The following is a 13,400-nucleotide window of genomic DNA, read 5'->3' as shown; positions in this document are numbered from 1 at the left end:
CCATGGCAGCAGAAACCGCTTCGGGCTATATCCAGCACCACTTGCAGAACCTGACCTTCGGTCAACTACCAGACGGCGGTTGGGGCTTTGCCCATTCCGCAGCAGAAGCCAAGGCAATGGGCTTCTGGGCTTTCCACCTGGACACCCTGGGTTGGTCGGTCGCACTGGGTCTGCTGTTCGTATTCCTGTTCCGCATGGCAGCCAAGAAGGCGACTTCCGGCCAGCCTGGCGGCCTGCAGAACTTCGTAGAAGTGCTGGTTGAGTTCGTCGACGGCAGCGTCAAGGACAGCTTCCACGGCCGCAGCCCGGTGATCGCCCCACTGGCGCTGACCATTTTCGTCTGGGTCTTCCTGATGAACGCCGTCGACCTGATCCCGGTCGACTGGATTCCACAGCTGGCCATCCTGATCTCCGGTGATCCGCACATTCCGTTCCGTGCCGTTTCGACCACCGACCCGAACGCGACCCTGGCCATGGCCTTCAGCGTGTTCGCCCTGATCATTTTCTACAGCATCAAGGTCAAGGGCATCGGCGGCTTCCTCGGCGAACTGACCCTGCACCCGTTCGGCAGCAAGAACATCTTCGTTCAGATCCTGCTGATTCCGGTCAACTTCCTGCTCGAATTCGTCACCCTGATTGCCAAGCCAATCTCGCTGGCCCTGCGTCTGTTCGGCAACATGTATGCCGGCGAGCTGGTGTTCATCCTGATTGCCGTGATGTTCGGCAGCGGCCTGCTCTGGCTCAGCGGCCTGGGCGTGGTGCTGCAGTGGGCGTGGGCTGTGTTCCACATCCTGATCATCACCCTGCAAGCGTTCATCTTCATGATGCTTACCATCGTCTACCTTTCGATGGCTCACGAAGATAACCATTAAGACCGCCTGGCGTGTCTGATGACCCTTCCGCCAGCACGGGGGAGGGTCGAAAAAGTCCGCAAGGGCAGCTGTACCAAACGATTTTGTTTTACCGCTTCAAACTAAAAAACCTAACCAATACGACGTAAAAGTCGGGAGGAAAGATGGAAACTGTAGTTGGTCTTACCGCTATCGCTGTTGCTCTGCTGATCGGCCTGGGTGCTCTGGGTACCGCCATTGGTTTCGGCCTGCTGGGCGGCAAGTTCCTGGAAGGCGCTGCTCGTCAGCCAGAGATGGTTCCAATGTTGCAAGTTAAAATGTTCATCGTTGCCGGTCTGCTCGACGCCGTAACCATGATCGGTGTTGGTATCGCTCTGTTCTTCACCTTCGCTAATCCCTTCGTTGGTCAAATCGCCGGCTAATCACTCGAATTCTCGAGTGGTTTGGTGTGATGGACAAAGAACGAGCGAGGTGTTGGCGTGAACATTAATGCAACCCTGATTGGTCAGTCCGTTGCGTTCTTCATTTTTGTGCTGTTCTGCATGAAGTTCGTGTGGCCTCCGGTCATCGCGGCATTGCAAGAACGTCAGAAGAAGATCGCGGATGGACTGGACGCTGCCAACCGAGCAGCTCGCGACCTGGAGTTGGCCCAAGACAAAGCGGGTCAGCAACTGCGCGAAGCGAAAGCTCAGGCAGCCGAAATCATTGAGCAAGCCAAGAAGCGCGGTGCTCAGATCGTCGAGGAAGCCCGTGATCAGGCCCGCGTCGAAGCTGACCGTGTGAAGGCTCAGGCTCAGGCCGAGATCGAACAGGAAATTAACGGTGTCAAAGACGCCCTGCGTGCCCAAGTGGGTCTGCTGGCTGTCGGCGGTGCTGAAAAGATCCTTGGCGCCACAATCGATCAAAACGCGCATGCGGAGCTGGTTAATAAACTGGCCGCTGAAATTTAAGCGAGGGCGATCATGGCAGAACTGACCACGTTGGCCCGACCTTACGCTAAGGCGGCCTTTGAGCACGCCCAGGCCCATCAGCAACTGGCCAATTGGTCAGCCATGCTCGGCCTGGCTGCTGCAGTGTCGGAAGACGACACGATGCAGCGCCTGCTCAAGGCCCCGCGACTGACGAGCGCAGAAAAGGCCGCCACGTTTATTGACGTGTGCGGTGACAAGTTCGATGCACAGGCACAGAATTTCATTCATGTTGCCGCGGAAAACGACCGTCTCCTGCTGTTGCCGGAGATTTCGGCTTTGTTCGACCTGTACAAGGCTGAACAAGAGAAATCCGTGGACGTGGAAGTCACTAGTGCTTTTGCGTTGGACCAAGAACAGCAAGACAAACTCGCCAAGGTTCTCAGTGCACGGCTCAGCCGGGAAGTGCGCCTGCATGCGACGGAGGACGCCTCCCTTATCGGTGGTGTCGTGATCCGCGCCGGCGACCTGGTAATCGATGGCTCGGTTCGCGGCAAAATCGCGAAACTGGCCGAAGCATTGAAATCTTGAGTTTGAAGGGGCAGCAGAGCAATGCAGCAACTCAATCCTTCCGAAATTAGTGAAATCATCAAGGGTCGCATCGAGAAACTCGACGTGACCTCCCAAGCCCGCAACGAGGGTACCGTCGTCAGCGTTTCTGACGGTATCGTGCGGATTCACGGTCTGGCCGACGTCATGTACGGCGAAATGATCGAGTTTCCAGGTGGCGTGTTCGGTATGGCCCTCAACCTGGAGCAAGACTCCGTTGGTGCGGTAATCCTGGGCGCCTACGACACCCTCGCTGAAGGCATGAGCGCCAAGTGCACCGGCCGCATCCTCGAAGTTCCAGTTGGTAAGGAACTGCTGGGTCGCGTTGTTGACGCACTGGGCAACCCAATCGACGGCAAAGGCCCACTGGGCAACACCGAGACCGACGCGGTCGAGAAAGTTGCTCCGGGCGTGATCTGGCGTAAGTCGGTAGACCAGCCTGTACAGACTGGCTACAAATCCGTCGACGCCATGATCCCGGTCGGCCGTGGCCAGCGCGAGCTGATCATCGGTGACCGTCAGATCGGTAAGACCGCCATGGCGATCGACGCCATCATCAACCAGAAAGACTCCGGTATTTTCTGTGTTTATGTTGCTGTCGGCCAGAAGCGTTCCACCGTTGCCAACATCGTTCGCAAGCTGGAAGAAAACGGCGCCCTGGCCAACACCATCGTGGTGGTTGCCAGTGCTTCGGAATCCGCCGCACTGCAATTCCTGGCGCCATACGCCGGTTGCACCATGGGCGAGTTCTTCCGTGACCGCGGTGAAGACGCGCTGATCGTATACGATGACCTGTCCAAGCAGGCCGTTGCCTACCGTCAGATCTCCCTGCTGCTGCGCCGTCCACCAGGACGTGAAGCGTACCCAGGTGACGTGTTCTATCTCCACTCCCGTCTGCTGGAGCGTGCATCGCGCGTTTCCGAAGAGTACGTCGAGAAGTTCACCAACGGTGCTGTAACTGGCAAGACCGGTTCCCTGACCGCACTGCCGATCATCGAAACCCAGGCTGGCGACGTTTCCGCGTTCGTTCCGACCAACGTGATTTCCATCACCGACGGTCAGATCTTCCTGGAATCGGCCATGTTCAACTCGGGCATCCGCCCTGCAGTGAACGCCGGTGTTTCGGTATCCCGTGTGGGTGGTGCCGCTCAGACCAAGATCATCAAGAAGCTCTCCGGTGGTATCCGTACCGCTCTGGCTCAGTACCGTGAACTGGCGGCATTCGCCCAGTTCGCTTCTGACCTGGACGAAGCCACCCGTAAGCAACTCGAACACGGTCAACGTGTTACCGAGCTGATGAAGCAGAAGCAATACGCTCCAATGTCCATCGCGGACATGGCGCTGTCGCTGTATGCCGCTGAGCGTGGGTTCCTGACCGACGTTGAAATCGCCAAGATCGGTAGCTTCGAACAAGCACTGATCGCTTACTTCAACCGTGATCACGCCGAACTGATGGCGAAGATCAACGTGAAGGGTGACTTCAACGACGAAATCGACGCTGGCATCAAAGCCGGTATCGAGAAGTTCAAGGCCACCCAAACCTGGTAAGCCGCAGCGGGGGCTTTGCGGCCCCCGCTTGCTAACCTGATAGGTGTTACATGGCAGGCGCAAAAGAGATTCGCAGTAAGATTGCGAGCATCAAAAGCACGCAAAAAATTACCAGCGCCATGGAAAAAGTGGCGGTCAGTAAAATGCGCAAGGCACAAATGCGCATGGCTGCTAGCCGTCCTTACGCGGAGCGTATCCGCCAGGTTATCGGTCATCTGGCCAACGCCAACCCGGAATACCGCCACCCCTTCATGATCGAACGCGAAGTAAAGCGCGTCGGTTATGTCGTCGTGAGCAGTGACCGTGGTCTGTGCGGTGGCTTGAACACCAACCTGTTCAAGGCCCTGGTCAAGGACATGGCGGTCAACCGCGAGCAAGGTATCGAGATCGATCTTTGCGTGGTTGGCAGCAAGGGTGCGGCGTTTTTCCGCAGCTTCGGCGGTAACGTCGTTGCAGCGATCAGCCACCTGGGCGAAGAGCCGTCGATCAATGATCTGATCGGCAGCGTCAAGGTCATGCTGGACGCTTACCTGGATGGTCGTATCGATCGTCTGTCCGTGGTATCGAACAAGTTCGTCAATACCATGACGCAAACCCCAACGGTCGAGCAGTTGATTCCGTTGGTTGCAACCCCGGATCAAGAACTCAAGCACCACTGGGACTACCTCTACGAACCTGACGCCAAAGAGCTGCTGGACGGCCTGATGGTGCGTTACGTGGAGTCGCAGGTCTACCAGGCGGTGGTCGAGAACAACGCAGCTGAACAAGCTGCCCGGATGATCGCGATGAAGAACGCCACCGACAACGCCGGTGACCTGATCAGCGAATTGCAGCTGATCTACAACAAGGCGCGTCAGGCTGCGATCACCCAAGAGATCTCGGAAATCGTCGGCGGCGCTGCCGCGGTTTAACGGTTCAAATATTCAGAGGATCCAGCTATGAGTAGCGGACGTATCGTTCAAATCATCGGCGCCGTCATCGACGTGGAATTCCCACGTGACGCCGTGCCGAGTGTTTACAACGCGCTGAAAGTAGTAGGCGCGGAAACCACCCTGGAAGTTCAGCAGCAGCTGGGCGACGGCGTGGTTCGTACCATTGCGATGGGCTCGACCGAAGGCTTGAAGCGCGGTCTGGACGTTACAGACACCGGCGCAGCCATCTCCGTACCAGTCGGTAAAGCGACCCTGGGCCGGATCATGGACGTACTGGGTAACCCGATCGACGAAGCTGGCCCGATTGGTGAAGAAGAGCGCTGGGGTATCCACCGCGACGCTCCTTCGTTCGCTGACCAGGCAGGCGGCAACGACCTGCTGGAAACCGGCATCAAGGTTATCGACCTGGTTTGCCCGTTCGCCAAGGGTGGTAAAGTCGGTCTGTTCGGTGGTGCCGGTGTAGGCAAAACCGTAAACATGATGGAACTGATCCGTAACATCGCCATCGAGCACAGCGGTTATTCCGTGTTCGCCGGTGTGGGTGAGCGTACTCGTGAGGGTAACGACTTCTACCACGAGATGAAGGACTCCAACGTTCTCGACAAGGTAGCGCTGGTCTACGGTCAGATGAACGAGCCACCAGGAAACCGTCTGCGCGTAGCGCTGACCGGCCTGACCATGGCTGAGAAGTTCCGTGACGAAGGTAACGACGTTCTGCTGTTCGTCGACAACATCTATCGTTACACCCTGGCCGGTACCGAAGTATCCGCACTGCTGGGCCGTATGCCTTCGGCAGTAGGTTACCAGCCGACCCTGGCTGAAGAGATGGGCGTTCTGCAAGAGCGTATCACTTCGACCAAGGAAGGTTCGATCACCTCGATCCAGGCCGTATACGTACCTGCGGACGACCTGACCGACCCGTCGCCAGCGACCACCTTCGCCCACTTGGACGCTACCGTCGTACTGTCCCGTGACATCGCCTCCCTGGGTATCTACCCAGCGGTCGATCCACTGGACTCGACTTCGCGCCAGCTGGACCCGAACGTGATCGGCAACGAGCACTACGACACCGCTCGTGGCGTTCAGTATGTTCTGCAGCGCTACAAAGAGCTGAAGGACATCATCGCCATCCTCGGTATGGACGAACTGTCCGAAGCCGACAAGCAGCTGGTATCGCGCGCTCGTAAGATCCAGCGCTTCCTGTCCCAGCCGTTCTTCGTGGCCGAAGTCTTCACCGGTTCTCCAGGCAAATACGTTTCCCTGAAAGACACCATTGCAGGCTTCAGCGGCATCCTCAAAGGTGACTACGACCACCTGCCAGAACAAGCGTTCTACATGGTCGGCAGCATCGAAGAAGCCGTCGAGAAAGCCAAGAAACTGTAATCCCGGCGCCCCGCAAGGGGCGCTAATCAGGTTGAGGCAAGCAGATGGCTATGACAGTCCATTGCGATATCGTCAGTGCGGAAGGGGAAATTTTCTCCGGTCTGGTCGAGATGGTGATTGCGCACGGCAACCTGGGTGATCTTGGTATCGCTCCAGGCCACGCCCCGCTGATCACTAATCTGAAGCCAGGTCCGATCACGCTGACCAAGCAGGGTGGCGCCCAAGAGGTGTTCTACATCTCTGGTGGTTTCCTCGAGGTTCAGCCGAACATGGTCAAGGTGCTTGCCGATACCGTGCAACGTGCCAGCGACCTGGATGAAGCTCAGGCTCAGGAAGCCCTCAAGGCTGCCGAAAACGCCCTGAACGAAAAAGGCGCGGAGTTCGACTACGGCGCCGCTGCCGCACGTCTGGCCGAGGCCGCAGCCCAGCTGCGTACCGTCCAGCAAATTCGCAAAATGAAGTAACCGGCACTCGCCGATCACTTTCTGTTGCGATTGAGTTAAAGGGTAGCCTCGGCTACCCTTTTTCTTTTTCCGAATTTCTTCTTCTGGTCACAGCGCTGACCTTCCAGGATTGGTAGCCAGTCAATGTCTCTCGATATCGTAATTCTCGCCGCCGGCCAAGGTACCCGCATGCGCTCGGCGCTGCCCAAGGTACTGCATCCGGTCGCCGGCGACTCCATGCTCGGCCATGTTATCCACAGCGCCCGCCAGTTGCAGCCGCAGGGCATTCATGTGGTGATCGGGCACGGTGCGGAGCTGGTACGTGAGCGCCTGGCCGCCGATGACCTTAATTTTGTCCTCCAGGACAAGCAACTGGGTACCGGCCACGCCGTCGCCCAGGCACTGTCGGCGTTGAGCGCCGAAACCGTACTGATCCTTTACGGTGACGTTCCGCTGATCGAAGTCGATACCCTCAAGCGCCTGCTTGCCAAGGTCACCCCACAGCAGCTCGGCCTGCTGACTGTGACCCTCGATGATCCGACCGGTTATGGCCGTATTGTCCGTGATGCGCAGGGCCAGGTGGCAGCGATCGTCGAGCACAAAGATGCCAGCGACGCACAGAAAGCCATCAAGGAAGGCAACACCGGTATTCTCGCCGTCCCGGGCGCGCGCCTGGCTGACTGGCTGGGCCGTCTGTCGAACAACAACGCCCAGGGCGAGTACTACCTCACTGACGTCATCGCCATGGCTGTAGCCGATGGCCTGGTGGTCGCGACCGAGCAGCCGCTGGACCCGATGGAAGTGCAGGGCGCCAATGACCGTCGTCAGCTTGCCGAGCTGGAGCGTCACTACCAGTTGCGCGCAGGCCGCAGTCTGATGGCCCAGGGTGTGACCCTGCGTGACCCGGCGCGCTTCGATGTGCGCGGTGAGGTGACCGTTGGTCGCGATGTGCTCATCGATATCAACGTGATCCTTGAAGGCCGCGTGGTGATCGAAGACGACGTGGTCATCGGCCCGAACTGCGTGATCAAGAACAGCACCCTGCGCAAAGGCGTGGTGGTCAAAGCCAACAGCCACCTGGAAGGCGCAATCATGGGTGAGGGCAGCGATGCCGGCCCGTTTGCCCGCCTGCGCCCTGGCAGCGTTCTCGACGCTCGCGCCCATGTGGGTAACTTTGTTGAACTGAAGAACGCCCACCTCGGTGAAGGCGCCAAGGCCGGTCACCTGACTTATCTGGGCGATGCCGAGGTCGGCGCACGCACCAACATCGGTGCCGGTACCATCACCTGCAACTACGATGGCGCCAACAAGTTCAAGACAGTACTTGGCGCAGACGTGTTCATCGGTTCGAACAACTCATTGGTCGCGCCTGTGGATATCCTCGACGGCGCTACCACTGCCGCCGGTTCGACCATTACTCAGAACGTCGAGGCGGCGCAGCTGGCAGTCGGTCGTGCGCGTCAGCGCAACATTGATGGCTGGAAGCGGCCGGAGAAGCTCAAAAAGAGCTGAGTTACTCACAGCTAATAGAAAGGGCCGACTGCATTGTGCATAAGTCGGCCTTTTTCGTTCTGTGGATAAAATTTTGCTGCTATGCAAGTTATTCACAGGAAAATTTTTTCTCCGCTGTTCTTGACGCATCAGCCACTATAGGTTTTGATTGGCATCATTATCTTTCGAATCGAAACTTAAGCGCGCCATGTCGAAACGTAACACCCCCCAACGACGTCATAACATCCTGGCTTTGCTCAATGAGCAGGGCGAGGTGAGCGTCGACGCCTTGGCCAAGCGTTTCGAAACCTCCGAAGTGACCATTCGCAAGGACCTCGCAGCCCTCGAAGCCAATGGCCTGCTGTTGCGCCGCTACGGTGGGGCAGTGACCCTGCCGCAGGAACTGTTTACCGAACAGGGCCAGCCGGTTTCGCTTTATAAACAAGCGATCGCCAAGGCTGCCGTAGGCCGTATCCGCGAACATGCCCGCATCATCATCGACAGCGGCAGCACCACCGCCGCGATGATCCCGCAGCTGGGTCATCAACCGGGCCTGGTGGTCATGACCAACTCGTTGAATGTGGCCCGCGCCCTTAGCGAGCTGGAGCATGAGCCGGTACTGTTGATGACCGGCGGTACCTGGGACCCGCATTCCGAATCGTTCCAGGGCCAGGTGGCCGAGCAGGTACTACGCTCATACGACTTCGACCAACTGTTCATTGGCGCCGACGGCATTGACCTGGCGCGCGGCACCACCACGTTCAACGAACTGCTGGGCCTGAGCCGGGTGATGGCTGAAGTCGCCCGGGAAGTGATCGTCATGGTCGAGTCCGACAAGGTCGGGCGCAAGATTCCCAACCTTGAGCTGCCCTGGAGCAGCGTCAACACCCTGATTACCGATGAGCGCCTGCCCCATGAGGCACGCGTACAGATTGAAGCCCGCGGCATCAACGTGATTTGCGCCGCTATCACCCAGGAGCATGAATAATGTGTGGAATCGTTGGTGCCGTCGCCGAACGTAACATCACAACCATTCTGATCGAAGGCCTCAAGCGCCTCGAGTACCGCGGCTATGACAGCGCAGGTCTGGCCGTCTTCACCCAGCAGGGTAACCTTGAGCGCCGTCGCCGTATCGGCAAGGTCAGCGAGCTGGAAGCCGCCGTTGCCGCCGAACCGCTGGCTGGCAACCTGGGTATCGCCCACACCCGTTGGGCGACTCACGGCGCGCCAACCGAACACAATGCCCACCCGCATTTCTCTGGTCATGAACTGGCAGTGGTGCACAACGGCATCATCGAGAACCACGAAGAACTGCGTGAACAGCTCAAGGGCCTGGGTTACGTCTTCAGCTCCGAGACCGACACCGAGGTGATCGTTCACCTGCTGGCGCACACCCTCAAAACCTTGCCGGACCTGGCCGATGCCCTCAAGGCTACAGTCAAGCAACTGCATGGCGCCTACGGCCTGGCCGTGATCAGCGCCAAGCAGCCTGACCGTTTGCTGGCCGCTCGCAGCGGCAGCCCGCTGGTAATCGGCCTGGGCCACGGTGAGAACTTCCTGGCTTCCGACCAGTTGGCCCTGCGCCAGGTTACCGACCGCTTCATGTACCTGGAAGAGGGCGACATCGCCGAAATTCGCCGCGACCAGGTCACCATCTGGGACGTCGCCGGCACTGCAGTGCAGCGCGAGACCGTGCAGTACCACGAAGGTGCCGAAGCTGCCGACAAGGGCGCCTACCGTCACTTCATGCTCAAGGAAATCCACGAGCAACCAACCGTGGTGCAACGCACCCTGGAAGGCCGCCTGGGCAAGGACCACGTCATGGTCCAGGCCTTCGGCCCGCAAGCTGCCGAGCTGTTCGCCAAGGTGCGCAATGTACAGATCGTTGCCTGCGGCACCAGCTACCACGCCGGCATGGTTGCCCGTTACTGGCTGGAAAGCCTGGCCGGTATCCCTTGCCAGGTCGAAGTCGCCAGCGAGTTCCGCTACCGCAAGGTTGTGGTGCAGCCGGACACCCTGTTCGTCTCGATCTCGCAGTCGGGTGAAACCGCCGACACCCTCGCGGCCCTACGCAACGCCAAGGAGCTGGGCTTCCTCGGCAGCCTGGCGATCTGCAACGTCGGCATCAGCTCGCTGGTGCGCGAGTCGGACCTGACCCTGCTGACCCAGGCCGGCCCGGAAATCGGCGTGGCCTCGACCAAGGCCTTCACCACCCAGTTGGTCTCGCTGATGCTGCTGACCCTGTCCCTGGGCCAGGTGCGCGGCACCCTGGCTGCAGGCGTCGAAGCGGAGCTGGTGGAAGAGCTGCGTCGCCTGCCAACTCGCCTGGGCGAAGCCCTGGCCATGGATGCGATCGTCGAGAAGACCGCCGAACTGTTCGCCGACAAGCACCACACTCTGTTCCTGGGCCGCGGCGCGCAATTCCCGGTAGCCATGGAAGGTGCGCTCAAACTCAAAGAGATCTCCTACATCCACGCCGAAGCCTACCCGGCCGGCGAGCTCAAGCATGGCCCGCTGGCGCTGGTCGACAGCGACATGCCAGTAGTCACCGTGGCGCCGAACAACGAGCTGCTGGAAAAGCTCAAGTCCAACCTGCAGGAAGTGCGTGCCCGTGGCGGCGAGCTGATCGTCTTCGCCGACGAACAGGCAGGCATGAGCAATGGCGAAGGCACCCACGTGATCGCCGTGCCGCACATCATCGACGCCCTGGCGCCGATCCTCTACACCATTCCGCTGCAGTTGCTGTCTTACTACGTCGCTGTGCTCAAGGGCACCGACGTCGACCAGCCGCGTAACCTGGCGAAATCGGTAACTGTCGAGTAACGAGTGCTGTGCCTGGTCCCTTTTCCTGACAGTGATGGGAGCAGGGGCCTGGTTTCTGATTCTCAGGCAGCGGCTGATTCCGGACGCTGCCTGTTGATCAGCAGTGCTGAAATCGACTCGCTTGTTCGTAGCCAATCGTTCGGTTTTTTGTGCTACGTGAGCGATTCGGCGTGCCAGAAAAATACTCGACCTCGCGTCAGACACACTTTTTTTCGCATCTTCTTCCCCGCCTATGCTTGTGCGAAAAGGACTACTTCACTGTGAGTGGAGCGGTAGCCAATGCCCATTTCCATGGAGCATCTTGAAGGCAGCACGTTAGCTAATTGTTTGGAAACGTCGGCGATATTTAAAGTGTAACTCGTTTAGAAAGATTTATTTACAAATTTCGACTTTTCCGCGAAATACTTCCTGCTAGTTTTGTGACGCCTGCTGTTACAGGCCAACTCAAAATCGTAAACAAGGAATGTATTATGAACTCTGCAATTGACCTGTTTCAAACTGAAGTGACTGGCGTTACCACCAAGGGTGTTTGCTTGTGGTAAGAGCGTGATAAAAGAGGGGGAAAGAAATTTCCCCCTCTTTTTAATTGTACTTACTCGGCCTCTCAGGGACAGGAGCAACGACCTTCATGGACGACTTTGGCTATCATACTATTTGGGATATTACCGGTGCTGATGCACGCTTGTTGAAGGACGCGCCGGCGTTGCATAACTTTTTCCTCGGTACCTTGCAACGTTCGCGTTTCACGGTGTTGGACCATTTGACGCACAAGTTCAGTGCCGGAGGTGAAGGCGTTACCGGTCTGTACTTGTTGTCTGAGTCGCACCTGTCCTACCACACCTACCCGGAAACTCATTACATCAGCATCGACGTTTATACCTGCGGTTCCAACAATGTCTCAATCAATGAAGGCATTCAGGGCTTCTTCGGCAACGAAGTGCAGATAACGACGCGCACGTTGCTGCGCGGCAGTCATGTGCTTGTGGAAGAAGGGGTGGTGAATGAAACTTGTCAATAACGGAATGGTCAAGTTCGATTACCAGTTCCCCTTGTACAATTTCTTTTTTCCTTCGCAATCACTGGACGTGTTTCGCCCCAGTGAAACACAACTGACGACGCTGCTGAACCATGCCAACAGCCAATCAACCTCACGGGCGTTGTACTTTCATATTCCGTTCTGTGAAGCGATCTGTTCGTTCTGCCCGTTTACCCGCGGCTTGTACAAAAACGAAGAGGATATTAACCGTTACACCAAGGCGCTGATCAAGGAAATTGAGTACAAATCGCGCTTGGTCGACTTCAAGGCAGTATCGGTCAGGGCCATTTTCTTTGGCGGGGGAACGCCGTCGCTATTGTCGCCGCGGAATATCTATGACATCGGTGAGGCATTACACCACTACTTCGATATGTCGACGGTGGAAGAGTTCTCCTTCGAGTTCAATATCACCAGTGTCACCCGAGAACGCACCCTTGCACTCGCGGACATTGGCGTGACCCATGCCCGCTTCGGTTTGCAGACCATCGACCCGACCTGGCGCAAGCTGTTTAACCTGAATGAGGACATCCGCGAAATCGAACGCGCCGCCGCGTTGCTGGTGCCGACCTTCAGGCACGTGTTGTGCGACATCATGTATGGGATGAACGGCAGTGACGAAAACCAGACCCTGTGTGACATCGACAAAGCGGTCGAACTGGGCCTGAGCAACATCGACATTTACCCGATCAACAATGTCGCCACCTCGGTAAAGCTGCACAAGCAAATCAGGGAGCGTACGGCGGAAGTGTTCCCGGCCATGCGCAAGCTGAACATGAAGCTGATGATTGACGAGCATATGCGCCACAAGGGTTTTGTCCCGTATAACGGCCATGGCTACGTGCGCCAGGCGAGCGCAGCGTCGCCTCTGATCACCCGCGACTACTCGTTCATTTACCACGAGCACGTCTATGGCTATACAAACCATGACCTGCTGGGCTTCGGCGTCGGCGCCATCTCGTCGGTGGCTGAAAATGTGATTACCAACACCTCATTGCGTGAGCAATACATCGCCAAGATGACCGAAGGTGACTATGTCTGCCAGGTCAGCCAGCATGCTCCGGTGCTTGATCTGGTCAAGCCACTGGTACTGCGCCTGCCGTATCACGGCGAAATCGAAAAATCCAAAGTGGCGATGAGCCAGATGCCGCAAGGGCTACTGGACAGGGTTCAGGAACTGGTCAAGGCCGACCTGATAGTTGAAACGGATGCGACCTTCGAACTGACCAGGCTGGGTTGGTTATGGTACAGCAACATTATGTTTTACTTAATTCCTGAAAGTGAACAAAACATCTTGAAAAAGATAGTCTTCGAGAAGCTTAATGCCAACGGACGCGACATTACTCGGGACGAGTTAATCTACTCCGCAGGCTAGAACC

Annotated in this window: 13 protein-coding genes; all 13 read left to right on the top strand. The window is 57.6% G+C overall.

The genetic code is table 11. The features are described from left to right. The first annotated feature begins 2 nt into the window (after nt 1-2). The 13 genes from atpB to ACZ9A3_RS23695 all read left to right on the top strand — a co-directional run bounded on the left by atpB (nt 3) and on the right by ACZ9A3_RS23695 (nt 13,396). The gene (gene atpB / locus ACZ9A3_RS23755; protein ID WP_045199403.1) at nt 3-872 is read left to right on the top strand and encodes a F0F1 ATP synthase subunit A; all 870 of its coding nucleotides are present in this window, start codon (nt 3-5) and stop codon (nt 870-872) included. Between the two features lie 143 nt (nt 873-1,015). Further along, nucleotides 1,016-1,273, top strand: coding sequence for a F0F1 ATP synthase subunit C (gene atpE, locus ACZ9A3_RS23750; RefSeq protein WP_003097235.1), 258 nt, complete (start codon nt 1,016-1,018; stop codon nt 1,271-1,273). Nucleotides 1,274-1,330: 57 nt separating this feature from the next. Continuing rightward, on the top strand, nt 1,331-1,801 hold the full coding sequence (locus ACZ9A3_RS23745; RefSeq protein WP_010222733.1) for a F0F1 ATP synthase subunit B: 471 nt from the start codon (nt 1,331-1,333) through the stop codon (nt 1,799-1,801). Nucleotides 1,802-1,813: 12 nt separating this feature from the next. Next, nucleotides 1,814-2,350: a F0F1 ATP synthase subunit delta gene (locus tag ACZ9A3_RS23740; RefSeq protein WP_045199409.1), complete on the top strand. Its 537-nt coding sequence runs from the start codon at nt 1,814-1,816 to the stop codon at nt 2,348-2,350. 21 nt (nt 2,351-2,371) lie between these two features. Next, nucleotides 2,372-3,916, top strand: coding sequence for a F0F1 ATP synthase subunit alpha (gene atpA, locus ACZ9A3_RS23735; protein WP_010222735.1), 1,545 nt, complete (start codon nt 2,372-2,374; stop codon nt 3,914-3,916). Between the two features lie 50 nt (nt 3,917-3,966). Next, nucleotides 3,967-4,827 carry a F0F1 ATP synthase subunit gamma gene (gene atpG / locus ACZ9A3_RS23730; RefSeq protein ID WP_045199412.1) on the top strand — a complete coding sequence of 287 codons (861 nt, stop codon included), beginning with the start codon at nt 3,967-3,969 and terminating at the stop codon, nt 4,825-4,827. Between the two features lie 27 nt (nt 4,828-4,854). After that, nucleotides 4,855-6,231, top strand: coding sequence for a F0F1 ATP synthase subunit beta (gene atpD / locus ACZ9A3_RS23725; RefSeq protein WP_045199413.1), 1,377 nt, complete (start codon nt 4,855-4,857; stop codon nt 6,229-6,231). Between the two features lie 44 nt (nt 6,232-6,275). After that, nucleotides 6,276-6,695: a F0F1 ATP synthase subunit epsilon gene (locus ACZ9A3_RS23720; RefSeq protein ID WP_045199415.1), complete on the top strand. Its 420-nt coding sequence runs from the start codon at nt 6,276-6,278 to the stop codon at nt 6,693-6,695. Nucleotides 6,696-6,818: 123 nt separating this feature from the next. Beyond that, nucleotides 6,819-8,186: a bifunctional UDP-N-acetylglucosamine diphosphorylase/glucosamine-1-phosphate N-acetyltransferase GlmU gene (gene glmU / locus ACZ9A3_RS23715; RefSeq protein ID WP_476253178.1), complete on the top strand. Its 1,368-nt coding sequence runs from the start codon at nt 6,819-6,821 to the stop codon at nt 8,184-8,186. Nucleotides 8,187-8,373: 187 nt separating this feature from the next. Continuing rightward, the gene (locus ACZ9A3_RS23710) at nt 8,374-9,153 is read left to right on the top strand and encodes a DeoR/GlpR family DNA-binding transcription regulator (RefSeq protein WP_045199419.1); all 780 of its coding nucleotides are present in this window, start codon (nt 8,374-8,376) and stop codon (nt 9,151-9,153) included. Further along, nucleotides 9,153-10,988, top strand: a complete 1,836-nt coding sequence (gene glmS, locus ACZ9A3_RS23705; RefSeq protein ID WP_093377784.1) for a glutamine--fructose-6-phosphate transaminase (isomerizing) — start codon at nt 9,153-9,155, stop codon at nt 10,986-10,988. The genes ACZ9A3_RS23710 and glmS overlap by 1 nt, the downstream gene beginning before the upstream one ends. Nucleotides 10,989-11,616: 628 nt before the next feature. After that, the gene (gene speD / locus ACZ9A3_RS23700) at nt 11,617-12,006 is read left to right on the top strand and encodes an adenosylmethionine decarboxylase (protein ID WP_045199423.1); all 390 of its coding nucleotides are present in this window, start codon (nt 11,617-11,619) and stop codon (nt 12,004-12,006) included. Further along, a complete protein-coding gene (locus ACZ9A3_RS23695) occupies nt 11,990-13,396 on the top strand; it encodes a coproporphyrinogen-III oxidase family protein (RefSeq protein ID WP_476253177.1) in 1,407 nt (468 codons plus the stop codon). Before speD ends, ACZ9A3_RS23695 begins: the two co-directional genes overlap by 17 nt. Nucleotides 13,397-13,400 lie beyond the last annotated feature (4 nt).

The organism is Pseudomonas sp. TE4620, from assembly GCF_056279045.1.
The sequence above is the reverse complement of the archived record's forward strand: the minus strand, read 5'-3'. Positions and strand labels throughout refer to the sequence as shown.

Excerpts from the sequence above, each read along its gene's own strand:
- atpB (WP_045199403.1), top strand. The coding sequence starts at position 3 with ATGGCAGCAGAAACCGCTTCGGGCTATATCCAGCACCACTTGCAGAAC.
- atpE (WP_003097235.1), top strand. The coding sequence starts at position 1,016 with ATGGAAACTGTAGTTGGTCTTACCGCTATCGCTGTTGCTCTGCTGATC.
- ACZ9A3_RS23740 (WP_045199409.1), top strand. The coding sequence starts at position 1,814 with ATGGCAGAACTGACCACGTTGGCCCGACCTTACGCTAAGGCGGCCTTT.
- atpA (WP_010222735.1), top strand. The coding sequence starts at position 2,372 with ATGCAGCAACTCAATCCTTCCGAAATTAGTGAAATCATCAAGGGTCGC.
- atpG (WP_045199412.1), top strand. The coding sequence starts at position 3,967 with ATGGCAGGCGCAAAAGAGATTCGCAGTAAGATTGCGAGCATCAAAAGC.
- atpD (WP_045199413.1), top strand. The coding sequence starts at position 4,855 with ATGAGTAGCGGACGTATCGTTCAAATCATCGGCGCCGTCATCGACGTG.
- ACZ9A3_RS23720 (WP_045199415.1), top strand. The coding sequence starts at position 6,276 with ATGGCTATGACAGTCCATTGCGATATCGTCAGTGCGGAAGGGGAAATT.
- glmU (WP_476253178.1), top strand. The coding sequence starts at position 6,819 with ATGTCTCTCGATATCGTAATTCTCGCCGCCGGCCAAGGTACCCGCATG.
- ACZ9A3_RS23710 (WP_045199419.1), top strand. The coding sequence starts at position 8,374 with ATGTCGAAACGTAACACCCCCCAACGACGTCATAACATCCTGGCTTTG.
- glmS (WP_093377784.1), top strand. The coding sequence starts at position 9,153 with ATGTGTGGAATCGTTGGTGCCGTCGCCGAACGTAACATCACAACCATT.
- speD (WP_045199423.1), top strand. The coding sequence starts at position 11,617 with ATGGACGACTTTGGCTATCATACTATTTGGGATATTACCGGTGCTGAT.
- ACZ9A3_RS23695 (WP_476253177.1), top strand. The coding sequence starts at position 11,990 with ATGAAACTTGTCAATAACGGAATGGTCAAGTTCGATTACCAGTTCCCC.